General features: G+C 33.9%; 16 protein-coding genes. 1 reads left to right on the top strand and 15 read right to left on the bottom strand.

Annotated features, from left to right (window positions below):
* Positions 1–16 precede the first annotated feature (16 nt).
* From GGR32_RS08885 to mnmE, 14 genes are all read right to left on the bottom strand, one after another.
* On the bottom strand, positions 17–934 hold the full coding sequence (locus GGR32_RS08885) for an Abi family protein (protein ID WP_183477853.1): 918 nt from the start codon (positions 932–934) through the stop codon (positions 17–19).
* A gap of 163 nt (positions 935–1,097) precedes the next feature.
* Entirely contained in the window at positions 1,098–2,327 is a 1,230-nt protein-coding gene (locus GGR32_RS08880) for an ApeA N-terminal domain 1-containing protein (RefSeq protein WP_183477852.1), read from the bottom strand.
* Positions 2,328–2,335: 8 nt separating this feature from the next.
* Positions 2,336–5,560 carry an Eco57I restriction-modification methylase domain-containing protein gene (locus tag GGR32_RS08875; RefSeq protein ID WP_183477851.1) on the bottom strand — a complete coding sequence of 1,075 codons (3,225 nt, stop codon included), beginning with the start codon at positions 5,558–5,560 and terminating at the stop codon, positions 2,336–2,338.
* Complete coding sequence (locus GGR32_RS08870; protein ID WP_183477850.1) at positions 5,561–5,866, bottom strand: helix-turn-helix domain-containing protein; 306 nt, start codon at positions 5,864–5,866, stop codon at positions 5,561–5,563. It abuts the gene before it with no gap.
* Between the two features lie 365 nt (positions 5,867–6,231).
* A complete protein-coding gene (locus GGR32_RS08865; RefSeq protein WP_183477849.1) occupies positions 6,232–6,828 on the bottom strand; it encodes a mobile mystery protein B in 597 nt (198 codons plus the stop codon).
* Positions 6,819–7,277 (bottom strand): mobile mystery protein A, encoded by a 459-nt coding sequence (locus GGR32_RS08860; RefSeq protein ID WP_183477848.1) that lies wholly within the window; start codon positions 7,275–7,277, stop codon positions 6,819–6,821. The genes GGR32_RS08865 and GGR32_RS08860 overlap by 10 nt, the downstream gene beginning before the upstream one ends.
* A 159-nt stretch (positions 7,278–7,436) precedes the next feature.
* Positions 7,437–9,188, bottom strand: a complete 1,752-nt coding sequence (locus GGR32_RS08855; RefSeq protein WP_183477847.1) for a DUF3987 domain-containing protein — start codon at positions 9,186–9,188, stop codon at positions 7,437–7,439.
* On the bottom strand, positions 9,185–10,093 hold the full coding sequence (locus GGR32_RS08850; RefSeq protein ID WP_183477846.1) for a BT4734/BF3469 family protein: 909 nt from the start codon (positions 10,091–10,093) through the stop codon (positions 9,185–9,187). Before GGR32_RS08850 ends, GGR32_RS08855 begins: the two co-directional genes overlap by 4 nt.
* Positions 10,080–10,376, bottom strand: a complete 297-nt coding sequence (locus GGR32_RS08845) for a helix-turn-helix domain-containing protein (protein ID WP_183477845.1) — start codon at positions 10,374–10,376, stop codon at positions 10,080–10,082. The genes GGR32_RS08850 and GGR32_RS08845 overlap by 14 nt, the downstream gene beginning before the upstream one ends.
* On the bottom strand, positions 10,373–10,675 hold the full coding sequence (locus GGR32_RS08840; protein WP_027879783.1) for a helix-turn-helix domain-containing protein: 303 nt from the start codon (positions 10,673–10,675) through the stop codon (positions 10,373–10,375). Before GGR32_RS08840 ends, GGR32_RS08845 begins: the two co-directional genes overlap by 4 nt.
* A gap of 156 nt (positions 10,676–10,831) precedes the next feature.
* Complete coding sequence (locus GGR32_RS08835) at positions 10,832–11,779, bottom strand: DUF6617 family protein (protein WP_183477844.1); 948 nt, start codon at positions 11,777–11,779, stop codon at positions 10,832–10,834.
* A complete protein-coding gene (locus GGR32_RS08830) occupies positions 11,779–12,873 on the bottom strand; it encodes a site-specific integrase (RefSeq protein ID WP_183477843.1) in 1,095 nt (364 codons plus the stop codon). Before GGR32_RS08830 ends, GGR32_RS08835 begins: the two co-directional genes overlap by 1 nt.
* A gap of 6 nt (positions 12,874–12,879) precedes the next feature.
* Complete coding sequence (locus GGR32_RS08825; RefSeq protein WP_246415186.1) at positions 12,880–13,299, bottom strand: helix-turn-helix domain-containing protein; 420 nt, start codon at positions 13,297–13,299, stop codon at positions 12,880–12,882.
* A gap of 153 nt (positions 13,300–13,452) precedes the next feature.
* Positions 13,453–14,850, bottom strand: coding sequence for a tRNA uridine-5-carboxymethylaminomethyl(34) synthesis GTPase MnmE (mnmE, locus tag GGR32_RS08820; RefSeq protein ID WP_183477842.1), 1,398 nt, complete (start codon positions 14,848–14,850; stop codon positions 13,453–13,455).
* Between the two features lie 142 nt (positions 14,851–14,992).
* Here mnmE and GGR32_RS08815 point away from each other — a divergent pair, with 142 nt between their 5' ends.
* Positions 14,993–15,334, top strand: a complete 342-nt coding sequence (locus GGR32_RS08815; RefSeq protein ID WP_183477841.1) for a DUF4870 domain-containing protein — start codon at positions 14,993–14,995, stop codon at positions 15,332–15,334.
* 53 nt (positions 15,335–15,387) lie between these two features.
* Here the strand turns inward: GGR32_RS08815 and GGR32_RS08810 are convergent, their stop codons facing one another.
* Positions 15,388–16,551, bottom strand: coding sequence for a sigma-54-dependent transcriptional regulator (locus GGR32_RS08810; RefSeq protein ID WP_183477840.1), 1,164 nt, complete (start codon positions 16,549–16,551; stop codon positions 15,388–15,390).
* Positions 16,552–16,553: the final 2 nt, after the last annotated feature.

Here is a 16,553-nt window from a genome sequence, read left to right as displayed (position 1 = left end):
GGTATTCGTATTTAAATTATTGCCATAAAGGTTCTTTTTGCCAATTAAGTTTCATTCCCAATGCATTTGGGTCTACATTAGGATATTTTATAAATAAATCATTTAAACGGGTTGTAAATTGGTTGTTAGGCTGTATGGTATTTAATAGATATTTCATTAAACACATATGTACATACAGCTTACTAAACTCGTGCTGTTTTGGAACATTATCTATATCTGTAATCCAAGGATTAGGTGGTTTTGGCAACAGCTTTACCGTACCTGGAAGATTACGATTCCAAAGACGTGAGTGATGCGCACAAAAGTTGCGTATCTGTGCAATAGATTGCAACCAACTTGGTAAATAGGTATGATTAACTGCACCAAATTCTTGGGCAATACTATCTTTAGAATTAACCTTATGTGTTAAATTACCATATAGTTTTGATAAGTTACCGAAACTTACTTGCTCTAAACACTTCCAAGATGGTGGAAACCTTAAATCGTCTTTATGTTTTTTAAAATGGTTTTTAATAGTTATGTCCTTGCTTCTAGCTCTGGTGATTTCTTCTTCAATTTTTGCAAGTGTTCGTGTAAACTGTAATCTATCAATAAAAATCTCTGAATTACAGAACCACCAAGGGTCAATTTCGTGTGAAAGATTATAAATGAGTTTGGTTCGTAAACTAATTTCTATTTTTTCAATGACATCAAATAACAATAGGCGTAATTCTGCATCAAAATTATATAATGCTATTACGTCTTTAAATCTGCTATTAGGTTTAAAGGTGTGATTTTCTTTATCTTCTTGCATTACATACCAATATTCACCGAGACGGTAGTAACTTATATTAGCCAAGTATTTTTCTGCCAATGGCACATTAGAGATTTGCAAACCTCTTTTTTGTAATTGAGCAATCTGTTGTTGTATGGTAATTGGCTTTTTGCTAAACATTGAAGGTTGTATTACTGTTTAACAAAAGGAAGGTATATAAAGCAAAAGACACACCCTGGGACGCTGTTCTAATGGGTAGCGTGGTGTGTACTGTTACTGCAAAAGTACAAACTTTATACCATATTTTACTACTTTTTACCATATTTTTTGTTTTTGTAGTCACTTATGAGTTATCTAAAACATCTTTATTTAAAAGTTTATTGACTGATTGCATATCTTGATAAGTAGATTTTGCTCTTAACATTATCTTATCTATAACTTCTGCTGAAACATCCATTTTGCCCATTAGTCCAATACCAACTATATAATCCAATAAAAAGGAAATGTATAGCAACTCAAATTGAGAAAAAATGTTATTCTTAATCTTATTTCGATGAGTTAGATAATCCCTATGTCTCACAATTTTAGAAACATATCCTTTGATTTCATTTTTAGGAATTGAAGTAATTCTATGAATTAACTCTTCATGCTCTAATAAATACTTTTCAACAGTTGGGTTTTTATATGTTTTACCGAATTTAAAACTGTAGGCTTCAAAAGCAGAGTAAGAATTTGTAAATCTTCTACTATGACTTGTTTTAACAGATAGTAAATTTTCAATAATTATATCTGCACAATACGTAATATCTGGATTCGTAAACCAATGTTTAATTATTTTGGATAAATCTTCATTAATTGTATCATAATCAAGTGTAATAAACCCTGAAATGTTCTCCTTATTAAAGTCATCCTTATAATATAAGGAAGCCCACTTACCACAGCTTAAACATTTAAAATTAAATGACTTAAACTGAACAGATTTACCATAAATGAAATGAAATAATTTTTGGAATGAATTGTAAAGTTCTATGCTCTCCAGAATACTTAAATTCTTTCCTGACTTGAAATCTACATAGCCTACGTTATCCATTCTTAAAAAGTCGTGATTGGAAGTGTATGTAGTAGATTTTGTTATTGTTAACGTTAAGTCTTCTGAAATAACTGTTTGGTGTTTTATGTCCTCTTGTTTTTCAACCTTATCTTCGATTGAATTATACCAGTTCATTTTTCTTACCCATTTGACAATTGCTGCATTATCGATTTGAAACTCATTTGTCTTGAGGTTTATAGGGTCTATTAGATGATAGGCACAAACAAAAGTGTATTTAGGTCTATAAACTTTAGTTTCAACAATGCCAGTACTACTGTGCTGAATATTACAGTTAACAAAGGTTACATAGCCCAAACCTGTGAACATACCATAAATCACGTCTATTTGATAAGCTGTATATTTTTCGGTGAGGTTTGTAGTAATAAATATTTTATCATCTATCAATTCAAGAACACAGAAGCATTTAGTATCCTCTGAATCCTTAAACCATACTTCACCGAAATATTTATTTTCCTTAAACATAACTACTTTTAACTATTTTCTACAATGTTTCGTTCTTCTTCTGTTAAGCCATATAAATCGTACACCATAGTGTCAATTGTTTTTTCTGTTTGAGTGATTTGGGTTTGTAGCTCTTCGGCTTTATTCTTGTTGTCCTCAAAAAGTTCCAACCACTCAAACTCGTCTTTTTTGGTAAGCGGTGTGCCACCTGCTTTTTTAATGGCTTTGTTGAGTTCTTTTATAAAGACTGCAAAGTCTAACTCGTGCCAGTTTTGTAGTTTGCGGGTTAGTTTTTCTATTTCTATACTATTAGAAAAGAAACTACTAAAGCGTGCAAGCATAATATTGAAATCACTATTTTTCTTCTGTAAATCTTGGGATAATTGGGTAAAAAGATTCTGTCTGTCAATAGGTGTTCTCTTTATATAAGTATTTCGCAAATTAGGTGCTGAAAATAGTAGATACCCACCTGACATTCTTAAACCATCAAAGAAGCACTCGAACATATAATTATACAATTTTGAATTAATCCAGCATTGTATATATTCTGGCAAATAATCTTCACTAAATGAATGAATACAATTTGTATTTATAGATGAATATTCCCCTTTGTCATCATAAAAAGCTTCACACCTTAATCCTATTTTTGCAATAATAATTTTAGGTGCTGAATATAAATTATGTCTATTTTCAGAAATGCTTTCTGATTCTTTGGGTAAAAAAGGTGTTAACAATTTTCTGCCTTTATCAGTTAATTCAGAAATTCCCCAAGTTGTAGAATAAGGGTCTATTGTTCCTGTATTAATTAATTTATAACCTTGACCATCTTCAGTAATAAGTTTAGAATAATCATCAGCCTCACTTGCGGTTGAAGTCGCATTAATCTTTCCTACATTTTCTAAACTTTCAGATTGATTAATAATTTTTTCAGTTATTATTAATTTATCATTCAATAAAAAACCTAAAATATAATCCTCCAAAACATTTAGTTTTTTTGAATCAAATTTAGATTCAATAATTTGTTTTGAAATTTCATCAAACCTTCCTGTTGTTACTTTATAGTTTTCTCTCTCTTTTTTCTTTAAAAAGGAAATGACAGGATAAGTACTCGCATCTTGAAAAACTCGCTTGTCAGAATAATCTATTAAGCTTAATATTTCATATCGATTAACCAAAATTTCTCTTAATGCCTTACCATAGCTTGCTGACAAAAATCTATTCGGCGTTATGTAAGACAGGACACCCTTTTGATTAATAATATCTAATCCTTTTTCAAAGAAATAAATATATAAGTCTACTGTTCCTTTAGCTGTTTCATAATTTGATTTTAAATAAGAGTATTGGTCTTTAGAAAGCCCTTTCTTTAATTCATTTGCATTAACATAAGGCGGATTCCCAATAATTACATCAAAGCCTTGTTTTACATCAGCAGATTGCTTCATTGTGCCTCCTTGCAATGACGGATTGAATATCTGTGGAAATTCTTGTTGCCAATTAAAGGCTTTATCTCCTGCAACGGTTTTACTATCAATTAATGAGTTACCACATTTAATATTGTTGCTTAAATCGTTGAGTTTTCGTCGTGGTTGTGCGGTGCGTAACCATAGGGATAATTTGGCAATTTCTACAGACTCTTCGTTAAGGTCTACGCCGTAAATATTGTTTTCTAAAATGGTGTTTTCTATATCGCTTAAAATAAGGCCACCACCCAATACTTTTGCTTTTAGCTCATCGATGTAACGGTGTTCTTTTATTAAAAAGTCTAACGCTTGGTTTAAGAATGCTCCAGAGCCACAAGCAGGGTCGCAAATGGTTATTTGCAGTAACCACGCTCTGTAATTATCTAAAACTTCTAATAGTTGCTTTTTGGTGTTTTGGTGTGTTCCCTTTTTTATCTCGAAATAGGCTTCTTCCTTAAAACCTAATTGGTCTTTTTTCTCTTGACAAAGTTTACCAACAGTATTTTCTACAATGTATTTGGTAATGTATTTAGGTGTGTAGAACACGCCATCTTTTTTACGTTTGCTTTTTTGCTTATCAAACTCACCACCTTCAATTTCGGCATTAACGCTTTCTATTTCGTTAAGCGAGTTTTCAAAGATGTGACCTAAAATATTGACATCTACTTGACTGCTAAAATCGTATTTAGCGAGTTTATAGGCGTGTTTGTAAAGCAAATCATCATCAATCTCCAAACTATCTAAAATGGCATCCGGTTTAAACAATCCGCCATTATAGGCATAGATTTCTGCTCTTGAGGTTGTGCCTTTTCTACCTTCATCCAAGAAATGAAAATATTGTTTAAAGAGGTTATACAATGGACGTTCATCACCAAAATCGATGTCGGCTTTCCACTTGTCTAAAATCTGTATGGTTGAGTTTGGTGGTAATAGGTCTCTATCTTCAGCAAAGAAAATGAACAGGAAACGGTCTATGAGTTTCTGTGATTTTTTGAATAGGGAAAGTTTTACGTTTTTTTCGAGTGATTTTAGTTCGCCTGTTTCTTGAGACATCTCGGAAAGCTTCGCTTCAGTACCTTCTAAACTTAAATTTTTAAGTTTTTCGGTAGTGCTCGATGTGACAGCTTCGGATTTAATGCGTTTGGCATTTCGTTTTACGAGGTCTCTAAAGAGTTCGCGTTTAAATACGGAATAGTCGTTGTAAAACTGTTTGGTAATCTTGTCTTCCTCTACTAAAGATGCTTCTTTAATGGTTAATGGTAGATTGTTGAGAATGTTGTCTTTTTGCAAACAGAGGTACATTAAAGCAAATTCTCCTGGTGCTAATTGAAAGAGATTGAACTCCAAAAACTCGGTAGCATCATTGATGTAAAAGCGCAACTTCTCAAAATTGGACGTAATAACATACACACAGCCCTTTTGGTTGGCTTTATAATCGAATGCCTGTTTGCGGATGCTTTCTAAATCTTTGGTATTGGTTCCCTTAAGTTCAATTACGCCAATGGCTTTAGATTTTTTTAAAATGGCTCCATCTGCCTTACCTGCTCCTTTTTGGTTTTTAAACTCGGTGGTAATGTTAAAATCAGGTTTTGGATTCAGGGTATAATCCAAGACGTTAACAAACAGCTCGTCCAGAAACTTTGCCTGGTATTGTTCTTCTTTAGAGTTTTTGATATTCTCCTGAATGGTAGCATTGTGAAAATACTTGGTATATTTCTTATAGGCACGCTCTACAATAGCTGTGTCTTGTTGCGCCAGATATGTTTTTAATACTGATGTTTGAAATAGTGCCATTTAAAGCTGCTGTTTTTTGTTGGTTAAGTTCTTAATTTCTTCTTCTGCTTTTTTGAGGATTTCCGTACTGTTGGATTCATCTTTAATCATTTTGACAATTTTATCTGCCATCCAAAGCTTTAGTAGCTCATTTTCACTTTCATTTAAAGCCTCTGCCAAATCCTCTACTTGTTCTTTTCTGGCGATACGTGTACCGCGTTCAATCTTACTTAATAGCGCAGTATCGATACTCATTTGAGATGCTACTTCACGAAGTAATAGTTGCTTCTCTTCCCTTAACTTCCTTATATAATTACCAAATGCCATTTTAGAGAGATTTTGACTTGTCAATATCTGTCTAATGTAAGAAAAAGTAAGTAAAGGAAAATAAAAAGATATAAACAGTTGTTAACAGATAATGAGGAAGTTGAGGATATTGAGGAATTAAGTGATTATTTTATTCTTTTTTGCATTGATCAAAAAAGAAACAAAAAAATCTAGGCTTACAATTCTTATTTACCCATTACGCTTTATGTCCTAAACAAAAAGAACTCGAAATACATTTCTCAAACAGCTTTTTGTTTTTAACGGACATTTCAGCTATGGGTCCCAAAGTCGAATTGTAGGTCGTTTTTAATACAAAAAGGAAAGACCGCTTTATGATAACTGATTATAAATTGAGCTGTTATTAATTAAGACAGAGCGAAGTTTAATAAGGGTTTGTAGTGGTTATTATCGGCTTGTTTTACTGCTTTAAGATACGCTTTACGTGTATCGCTATCTTTAGAGAGATTAGCCGCACCCCAAGAAAAGGGTTCTTTACCAAATAGCTTTTCAATAATAATGTCAGCCATTAATCTACTATGTCTCCCATTTCCATTAGGGAAACAGTGTATGCTTACTAAACGATGTTTAAAGCGAATTGCGATTTCCTCTGGTGGATAGGTTTCGTTTTCTATCCAAAATAGCGTATCATCACAAAGCGCTTTTAACTGCATTGGGATTAGATAACTCTTAACCCCTATGTTTTTTTCTGTTTTTCTGAATGTTCCAGCCCACGCCCACACATTGCCATACATACGCTTATGTAAGTCACAAATAAATTTTTCTGTGAACACCTGTTGGGGTTTGAACTTTTTACCAAATATCCACTGTAAGGCTTCTTCGATATTGAGTTGTTCGAACTCGTCCAATTCACCTTTAGTGGATATGGTTTCTATGAGTAAGCCCTCTTTTTCTTCTTCATCAATTGGGGTTTGCCCATCTATGTAGTCCAAGTTTAATCCCATAGCATTTTTGGCATTTCGTTTTTAATAATGGCTGTGCGCTCTTCAATCGCTTTTTTAATGCGCTGTTTAGAGTTTTCTTGATCTTCCAATTTCATTGTATTAGACGTTCTGGATACAATGCGTATCGCCAATTCTTTGGCTTTTCGCTCTATTAAATCATCTAACGTACCATCTTTAGGCACGAAGCCATATACCAATTGCATATCGAGCGCACTTGCAGTATCCTTTAAGGTTTTGAGGGTTATGTTTCCTTCTTTTTCCCTTGTTTCAATCTCCTGTACACTCTGTTTTGTAATAGACAATTTATCTGCCAACTGCTGTAAAGACATACCCAAAGATACTCTTACCGCCTTGAGCCAACCAGTGGGTGGTGGCGTTACTTGAGCAGCTGTATTAAACCCTCTTAATTTTCGGTCTAATTGTTCTAATTGTAATCTCTTCTTGTTCATAACGTAAGGCTTTAGACTGACATATTATTTACAAACGTAAGGTTTTAACCTGACATAAACAAATATTTCGTCAGCTTACAAACTGACATTAATAAACAAAAAGTAAGGCTATAGGCTGACATAACATCTTTAATTCCTTAAATCCTTAAAATCCTTAATTTACGTCTTTGCAGGATTTGAATAGTTATTGTGTGCTTCTCTGTGTATTAAACCTGCTTCTACAAATTTGGTAATATAGCCTTCTGCGGTTTTGTGTGGGATGCTCTGCTTTGTTGCTAAATCTAAATACTCTTGCCTGCTAAATTGCTTTGGCAAACTTTCTAAAAAGCGTTCTTTTCTATTTAAACGTTTTGTTGCTTTTTGCTCAATAGGTAAGTCGTTAAACACTTTACTACTATGTTTTACTAAAATTGAAATAATAGTTAGTGCATTTTCAAAATCTATATCCTCACATTCTTTAGTTGCGTTTACATCACCATCTTCCATAATGCGGAAAGCTGTGAATAGCATCATTATCCTAAACGCAATTAAGCCTAATCGCCTTATTGTTGCGATGTATTCTTCGGGTTGTAGGTTGATGTATTTGGTTTGTAAGGATTCAAAAAACGTATTGAATTGCTGTTGTTGGGTTGTGGTTAATCGTATTTCAATCTCTGGATTGTTTTTTAGCGTTTTGTAAAGTCCCAAAAACTCACTACCTAATTGGTTATAGTAATCATCTAAACCTACCTTATTGCTATTTTGAAACACGTTTTTCCAAGTTGGTTTAATATTCATATAGTAAAACATAAAACGACTGAACAAACCATTTTCTGCATTGGGTATTAAGGTTGCCACTTGTTTAGGTGTACCAGACAACACCGTTGACAAACAAGGTCTTTCAATATCTACATATTCTCTATCTGTTCTGCGATAATAGCTTATAGTTTCGTGATGAAAGGCTTTACGAAAACCATCGGAATAATTACCATAATCGCTTTTAAAGGCTTGTGCTAACGTATCGCCTTCGGTTTCAAAAATTAACCCTCTGCCTTTATTATCAGAAATTAATTGATATACGCCTGTTACACTATTGTTAGCAGGAATAAACAACATTCGTTCTGGTGGCTTACTTGGTTTTTCCAAGTTTTCATCTTTGCCTTTGTTCATATTGTAAGTAGCAGTTTCTGCTTGAAATTGCTGTTTTAGCACTTTGGCTTGTTCTCGTTTTAATTTGTGTACAGGCTCTACCAAATTTTTAATTTGGTTAAGCCTTCCTTTACCTGCAGATGCAGGTGCGGTTACAAATAAATATAAGTTGCTGAACACTTTACGTTGGTCATAGATTCCGAAGAGTTTAGGAAAACACGCACTAAATGCTGTTAATGCGCCTAACAATAAAATGTCCTTTTCTTCCTGTCCATTAGCAGGGTTTACAACTTGTTGTAAAAACTGTGGCAAATTCTCATATACCGTTTCTGGTATTGTTGGCATAGATTCATTTGGTGTGTCAACTACAGTTGCAACCTTTGTTGCAACTTCGTTGTTGTTTTGTAGTTTAGTCGGTTTGACACCTGATTGATGTGCATAGTGATAAAAGGTAGCAATTGTAATTCCGTGTCCTTTTGCGTTTAAGCATTTATCGAATTGTGCATCACATTCTTTGGTATCGTAACCTGCATAATTTTTACTTATACGATGGAAATAATCTCTTCCTGTTTCTCCATATTCTTCTGCTAAAGCAAAGCCTAAATCTCTCCAAGTGGCATAACTTCCTGTTATGTCTGTGCTTGATTGCTCGATTGCTGAAATGTAGGATTCAATGTCTGTATCAGCAACAGCAACAACATTGGTTGTTGCTGTGTTGCTTTTTGGTTTTGTTGGCTCTTTAGGAACTTCTAACCAATCTTTTGGGTTAAATATTTTAGTCATAATGCTTGATGTCTTTTATGTAGAAAGGCTGTTGGGTCGTATGGTAAAAAACACGCTCTGGAAACGTCTTTACCTGACTGGTCAACCTCAATGTTATAATTGTGTTTAATGTAATTTGCTACTGCTGTAAAATATTCTGAATGTGTTACCTCTGAAACATCTATTCTAATAATCCATTTTAGGCCATCACCAGATGGTGAAATGAAGAGCATTTCGGTTTCAAAATATTCATCATTTAAGAGTTGCGTTCTTAACTCTTGTAGATTCTCTAAATGGTCAAAATCAATGGTTAATAAATTAGAATGCTTTAGCAAATTGTTATCGCTTCGTTTTTCAAATGTTCCTGAAAGTGTCACGTAATCAAAGCGATTCGCTTTGAATTTACGTGCTTCTTTTACATTGGTAATTGCTCTTAATTCTTCAGTAATGCTTTTGTATTTATCACTTGTGATTAATGCAAATACTTGATGCAGTCGCAAGGTTTCCGAAGGAAATACATTGCGAACAGGTGCTTTGAAAAAGCTACAGTTGGCATACCAGGTATCATCTGGTTCATTAAGCCATTCCAATTCGTCTTTTTCCTTGACTTCTAAATTTAGATGTAACTCTTTATTTATCTTCTGGAATAATTCTTCTTCATCGGTTATTCTAAAATGGTATTGTGCAAAATCGAATACATCACCTTTAAAGGCTTCTAATTCTGTATCTCTATGTGTTGCTATAATGCCATCAATATGAATCCGTAAGGTTTCTTTACCGCCATTAAAAGGGTTTCGAGTTATCCCACAGTCCCTTCCTTTTACAGAAAGGACTGTTTGATTAGGATAATACTGTCTCAACACATAGGCATAGATTTTTAAACCATAATGTGTTTTGTCTAAAATTGCTTCTCTACTTATTTCCATCTCGCTTGAAATTATGGTTGTAGTAGTTGTCTTGAAGCAACTGCTCAATGTCAGCAACTTTATAGTAAAATTTACCTTTTACTTTGCTGTAAGGCAAAGTGCCATTGGTTCTTAAAGTTTGTAGCGTTCGCTTACTTATATGTAAGGTCTGCAATACATCTTGATTGTCTATCCACGTATCTTTTAATACTTCTGCTCTCGATTGTCGCAACAATTCGATACGTGCTTTTAAGTGCTTAACATCTTGCGAGAGCGTTAAGAGTAAATCGATTATTTCAGTCATAACTTCACCGCTCCTTTCTTAATTAGATAATCGGCAGCTTGCTGTTCGATTTCGTCTCTTGAGTCCATACGGTTACGCAGTAACCAATGGTCTAACTCTTCTCGTTGAAAATAAATCTTTTTACCATTCGGTTTATAATGTGGAATGGTTCCCGTACTTGTAAGTTTATACAAGTGCGATTGGGATAATTCTAAATACTTGCAAGTTTCATTAAAGTTTAATACTTGCTTTTGCATTGTTTGTTGCTCTAACAAGAGTTTTTCAATGCGGTCTAACTTTTCGATGATATTTGTGTCCATCGTTTATTTTGTTTTAAATAAATGAGGACATCTGGCCAAATGTCATTCTTGGTTTTCAAGAACAGGACAAAGGTTGAAAATTGGCTTCCCGTTTTTAGTAAGAGTGTAAAACAAGGGTAAGACAACAGTAAGATTTCTTACTATTCTTACTGTTTTTTATTGCAGTTGTTGGATGATTTTATCTATTTCTTCCTTTTCTTTTGGGTTGTGAACTTTGTTTTTGTGAAGATTATTCGCTTTTAATAGCGTACCTGTTTTAGTAACAAATTTTTCAGAACGTTCTATTGAGGTAGGATTAAAACCATTAAAAAATGGCTTTAGTTTCGTTACAAGGTAACTAAACTGTGTCGTTTCGCATTGAAGATAAATTTGCGATTCTGTATTGGTAAAATCTTTTGCTAATAATAATGCGTGCAACTGTTCAACAGTTGTACGGTTATCTAACAAATCTATTTTTAGATTTACCAGTTTGAGCACAGTTAGCAAGGTTGAGGTGTCGTTGCTTTTATATCCAAAAGAGGTCTTTGGTTTTGCTTTCTTTTTTGATGTTGTTTTGGTAGCAACTTTTTTAGTGGTACTCTTTTCTATTAGGCTAATATCAAAAGTTTCATCATTAAAGTATTTTTCTGCAATTTCAGCAATTGAGAATTTTGTGTTTACGGAAAACTGACCGTATTGCTCTTGTAGTTCAGCATACAACCTTATTACAGATACTTTTAAGTAGTTTATGATATAATTGTCATCATTATTTAAATCTGTTGTTATTCCTCTTTTATTGATATAAGTTGAAATGTCATTTAAGTACTTATCAAATTTATTAAGTAGAATGGTATAACTGTATTTATTTTCTGGTGTAGTTGCATTTTTCGGAAATTCCTTTACAAATGAAGCTACTGTATTTTCTGTTTTATTAAATATTAGCTTTTGATAGTATTCTTTTTTCGCATTTAAAGGTTTTTTAAAGTTTACTTTAAAAACTGCGTTATTAGCTTTTTGGTTCAATTTAAAATCAGACAATAAGTATTTAAAATCCTTTTCCTGTCTATTATCTCTATGTAAGCCATTGGTTATAGAAATCAAACTTGAAAATATACTTCCTTTCATTATAAATCCAGTTGAATACGGTTAGCAGCTTCTTTCTTTTTATCGTCAATTACTTTAGCATAAATCTGTGTAGTGCGTAACTCTTTATGACCTAATAATTTTGATACTGTATAAATGTCTGTACCCAAAGTTAATTGTAAAGTTGCATAGGTATGACGCGCACAATGGAACGTGATATTTTTTGTTATTCCTGCTTTAAGCATCCATTGTTGTAACTTTAAATTTGACCAGGCACTATAATGTAAACCTTGAAAAACTTTTTCTTCGGGTTTACCTTTATCTCCTAATAATTCTGCTGCTTGGTCTGAAATAGGTAAAGTTTCAACCCCTTTTGTTTTCTTTTGTCTGAAACGAATATAATATCCCATTTCTTTAGAATGTTGAATTTCTGACCAAATCAGTTTTTCAATATCTGACCAACGTAACCCAGTAAGCGCAGAAAATATAAAAGCACTTTTTAAAAGTGGTAACTCGCATTCTGTGTTAACTGCTATTTGTAATTCATCCAAAGTTAAAAACTCTCGTTGAGGTTCCCCTTGTTTAAAATATTCAACACCATTTGCTGGATTTATTCTTAAAATACCATCCTTAACAGCTTGTTTTAATGCAGCGTTGAATTTTCCATAATAGGAATATTTAGAGTTTTGAGATAATTTTTTACCTGCTCTTGCCATTGCATCCTTATCTAAATACTCTTTAAAGCGTTCTACGAAATCCTTATCAATATCTTGAAAACTAACGTCTGTTGGACAAAAAGTTTTTAGATGTTTTAGCATACTGTTCCAATTACCATAATTACCCGAGCTTGTATTCTTTTTCTCTGCTAATGCTGTTACATAAGTAATAAAACTCCCTTTTAATTTCTCAATATCTTGGAACCCATAAATACCGTTTTGAATTTCAACCTGTCGTTGTGCGCAAATTGTTTCCGCCAATTGTTTAGTTTTCTTGTTAACCTCTCTTTCGGTTTTAGTTTTAGGGTTAGGTGTAAGGTATAAACGCAAATATTCGGTTTTACGTTTGCCTTTATGATAGTAATCTAAATACAAACTTATTTTGTCATTCTTCTTGCGTTGTCTTAATGTTACTTTCATAGGATGCTAATTAAAAAGGTTTTCTATTTGCCATCTGGCTACAATACGTTTTCTTCCGAAAGGAACAGCTTTTAAACGTCCTTGTTGAATCATTCTTTGAATGGTCCATCTACTAACACCAATTAATTGAGAAGCCTCTGTAACGCTTAAAAAATCTTTATTGTTTACAGCATTTGGATTTTGAACCTCAACCACTTCATTCTTTTGCTTCATATCAGCATTAAGAGTTGATTGAATTTTTTCTTTACGCTTTCTGGCCTTATAGGCTTTTTTAGCGCAAGAATTACCACAGTATTGAGTTACTGTTGTACGTGCTGTAAAAGCATTTCCGCAATGCTTACAAGTTTTCGGGATGTATAAATTACTGCTCATAAATGGTGCTTTATGTAGCGTTATGGTGCAACGTGGGGCAATATGGTGCATCATTTCGCCTTTATTTTTGCCAACAGATTTGGGCAACAAATCCGTATAATGGGCAACATATATGAAACAAATATAGTTAAAAAAGGGCAATTAGGCAACAAAAAAGAATATGTAAACCACTGAAAAACAAGCAAGAACTAATAAAAAGAAGCTTAATTACTTCCCGATACAGAAATTAGCAAAGATATTTCCTAGCAAGTCATCGGTGGTTATTTCGCCTGTTATTTCGCCAAAATAGTACAATGCCTGTCGGATATCTATAGCCAATAAATCTCCTGTTAAGCCCATATTTAAACCTTCTTGAACACGGTTAATTTCTGCTTGTGCTTTTAATAAAGCATCGTAATGGCGGGCATTGGTTACCACAGCATCTTGGTTGCGTAAAACGCCTGTATCTACAAAAGAGAGTAGTTTTTTCTCTAAAGCCTCCAAGCCTTGCTTTTTATGTGCCGAGAGCGTTAACAGACTCGGTATTTGCTCGGTTAATTGCTGTACTTCTACCGGGTTTAGTTTATCGGTTTTATTTGCAATAATTACCAAGGGTTTAGCAGGGAATTTATTTTTAATTTTTTCTATCTCGGTAAGCACTCCTACAATTCCTCTATTGTTTTTATGCAAGATATTGTATGCATCAAAGAGGTAGATAACCACTTGTGCCTGCTCCATTTTCTGGAAGGTTTTTTTTATCCCAAGTCCTTCGATGGTGTCTGACGTTTCTCTGATTCCTGCTGTATCTATAAACCTAAACCCAATCCCGTTTATAGAGATTTCGTCTTCGATAGTATCACGGGTAGTTCCTGCAATATCGCTTACAATAGCTCTATCTTCATTCAGCAAAGCATTAAGCAGTGTAGATTTCCCTACGTTAGGTTCGCCTACAATAGCCACAGGAATTCCGTTTTTTAGCACATTACCTACAGCAAACGAATCGATAAGCCTGCTTAGCACCTTTTGTATTCTAAAAACTAATTCCTGAAACTGCTCTCGGTTAGCAAACTCTACATCTTCTTCAGAAAAATCGAGTTCTAGCTCTATCAACGAGGCAAAATTAAGCAGCTCCTCCCTTAGTTGTTGTATTTCTGATGCAAAGCCTCCTCGCATTTGTTGCATTGCCAATTGGTGTGCTGCAGCATTATCGCTCGCAATTAAATCGGCTACAGCTTCAGCTTGGCTTAACGCCATTTTTCCGTTTAAAAATGCACGCAAGGTAAACTCCCCAGGATTTGCCGTTCTGCATCCTTGTTTTAAAAGTAAGTTGATTATTTCTTGTTGGATATATGGACTCCCATGGCAAGAAATTTCTACGGTATTTTCTCCAGTATAAGAGCGTGTTCCTTTAAATACAGAAACCAAGCACTCATCTATTATTCTATAATCGTCTTTTATATAACCTAATTGCAAGCTATGTGAAGCCTGCAGGTTAAGACTTTGTTTGTTTTTAGCTTCAAAAACAGGCTCGGTTAAGCTTATAGCCTCTGGTCCAGAAACGCGTATAACAGCAATTGCTCCGCTTCCTGGAGCTGTGGCTAGGGCAACAATAGTATCGTTTTTCATAGCGCAAAGGTACGTTTTTTATGATAGTTTTATGGTTTATAAAATAGGTGTATCTGCCGATTTTTGCATAAAAACAAGCATAAAAAATAAATTTAACAAATATACTTTTTATGTTTGTAGTGATTTTTAAAAACTAACACTTATGAAGAAACAAGATACTCAAATGCTTAGTATTTTGCATTACAGTCAACTTTTAAATCTTTTTACCCTTGTTGGCGGATTGATTGTTCCTATTATTTTATGGCAGGTTAAAAAGGATGAGATTGATAATATGGATGCGCACGGAAAGGCCGTTGTTAACTTTCAGCTAAGCTTATTACTCTATGGAGTAATAGGTAGTCTTACCATGATTATTTTGGTTGGCTTTCTTATCTTATTAGTCGTAGCCGTACTTGGTACTGTTTTCCCGATTATTAACGGTATAAAAGCATCAAAAGGAGAAGCCTTAATGAAATATCCTTTAAGCATTACTTTTATAAAATAAACATTAAAAAAGTCATTTATGCAAATACATAAATGACTTTTTATTTTGATTTTTTACTTTCCAGAAAATTGGGTTACAGTTTTATCGTCTATCTCCTTACCGCCTAAAATAAGTAAGCGTTCTACTACATTTCTCAACTCTCTAATATTACCTGTCCAATTATAATTTTGTAATAACTTTATTGCCTTATTGGTAAATGTACACACTTGTGTTCCTTGCTCTTTAGCTATTTTCTCAGCAAAATGCGTTATCAATAAAGGAATATCCTCTCTCCTATCGTTAAGCGCTGGCACCTCGATAAGAATAACAGCTAAACGATGGTAGAGGTCTTCTCTAAAGTTTTTATCTGCAATTTCTTGTTTTAAGTTTTTATTGGTTGCTGCCAACACACGTACATCTACTTTTATATCTTTATCGCTCCCCACACGCTGAATTTTATTTTCTTGCAAAGCTCGCAATACTTTTGCTTGTGCAGAAAGGCTCATATCACCTATTTCGTCTAAAAAAATAGTACCCCCATTAGCAGCCTCAAATTTCCCTGCGCGGTCTTTATTTGCCGATGTAAAAGCTCCTTTTACATGCCCAAACAATTCACTCTCGATAAGTTCTGACGGAATTGCCGCACAATTTACCTCGATAATAGGTTTTTTAGCGCGTTCACTTTTTTGGTGTAACCAATGGGCTACAAGCTCTTTTCCTGTACCATTTTCTCCTGTAATAAGCACTCGTGCCTCGGTTGGGGCTACTTTCTCTATCATATCTTTCACCTTAGTCATGGCTTCCGATTCGCCTATCATTTGGTAGTTTTTGCTTACTTTACGCTTAAGACGTTTATTCTCGGTAATCAATTCTTTACGGTCTAGAGCTATCCTTACTGTATTTAACAATCGGTTTAAATCTGGGGGCTTAGCAATATAATCGAAAGCGCCTTTTTTCATGGTATCTACTGCCGTTTCGATATCTCCATGCCCAGAAATCATAATTACAGGAATTTCTGGTTTTAGCTTCTGGATTTCTTGCAATACCTCAACGCCATCCATTTTTGGCATTTTAATATCGCAAAGTACTAGGTCGTAATCGTTGGCTTTTATTTTTTTAACACCTTCTACTCCATCTGCAGCTTCATCTACTTGATAGCTTTCATCTTCTTCCTTTAAAATTTTAGAAAGTACACGACGAATAGCAGCTTCGTCTTCTATAATTAATAGGTTGGGCATAA

The organism is Mesonia hippocampi, from assembly GCF_014197445.1.
GTDB classification, from domain to species: domain Bacteria; phylum Bacteroidota; class Bacteroidia; order Flavobacteriales; family Flavobacteriaceae; genus Mesonia; species Mesonia hippocampi.
Note: the sequence above shows the minus strand (reverse complement) of the source record. Positions and strands in the feature narration are given on the sequence as shown.

Excerpts from the sequence above, each read along its gene's own strand:
- GGR32_RS08835 (WP_183477844.1), bottom strand. The coding sequence starts at position 11,779 with ATGAAAGGAAGTATATTTTCAAGTTTGATTTCTATAACCAATGGCTTA.
- GGR32_RS08855 (WP_183477847.1), bottom strand. The coding sequence starts at position 9,188 with ATGACTAAAATATTTAACCCAAAAGATTGGTTAGAAGTTCCTAAAGAG.
- GGR32_RS08825 (WP_246415186.1), bottom strand. The coding sequence starts at position 13,299 with ATGATGCACCATATTGCCCCACGTTGCACCATAACGCTACATAAAGCA.
- GGR32_RS08860 (WP_183477848.1), bottom strand. The coding sequence starts at position 7,277 with ATGAACAAGAAGAGATTACAATTAGAACAATTAGACCGAAAATTAAGA.
- GGR32_RS08845 (WP_183477845.1), bottom strand. The coding sequence starts at position 10,376 with ATGACTGAAATAATCGATTTACTCTTAACGCTCTCGCAAGATGTTAAG.
- GGR32_RS08830 (WP_183477843.1), bottom strand. The coding sequence starts at position 12,873 with ATGAAAGTAACATTAAGACAACGCAAGAAGAATGACAAAATAAGTTTG.
- GGR32_RS08885 (WP_183477853.1), bottom strand. The coding sequence starts at position 934 with ATGTTTAGCAAAAAGCCAATTACCATACAACAACAGATTGCTCAATTA.
- mnmE (WP_183477842.1), bottom strand. The coding sequence starts at position 14,850 with ATGAAAAACGATACTATTGTTGCCCTAGCCACAGCTCCAGGAAGCGGA.
- GGR32_RS08850 (WP_183477846.1), bottom strand. The coding sequence starts at position 10,093 with ATGGAAATAAGTAGAGAAGCAATTTTAGACAAAACACATTATGGTTTA.
- GGR32_RS08815 (WP_183477841.1), top strand. The coding sequence starts at position 14,993 with ATGAAGAAACAAGATACTCAAATGCTTAGTATTTTGCATTACAGTCAA.
- GGR32_RS08875 (WP_183477851.1), bottom strand. The coding sequence starts at position 5,560 with ATGGCACTATTTCAAACATCAGTATTAAAAACATATCTGGCGCAACAA.
- GGR32_RS08810 (WP_183477840.1), bottom strand. The coding sequence starts at position 16,551 with ATGCCCAACCTATTAATTATAGAAGACGAAGCTGCTATTCGTCGTGTA.
- GGR32_RS08840 (WP_027879783.1), bottom strand. The coding sequence starts at position 10,675 with ATGGACACAAATATCATCGAAAAGTTAGACCGCATTGAAAAACTCTTG.
- GGR32_RS08870 (WP_183477850.1), bottom strand. The coding sequence starts at position 5,866 with ATGGCATTTGGTAATTATATAAGGAAGTTAAGGGAAGAGAAGCAACTA.
- GGR32_RS08880 (WP_183477852.1), bottom strand. The coding sequence starts at position 2,327 with ATGTTTAAGGAAAATAAATATTTCGGTGAAGTATGGTTTAAGGATTCA.
- GGR32_RS08865 (WP_183477849.1), bottom strand. The coding sequence starts at position 6,828 with ATGGGATTAAACTTGGACTACATAGATGGGCAAACCCCAATTGATGAA.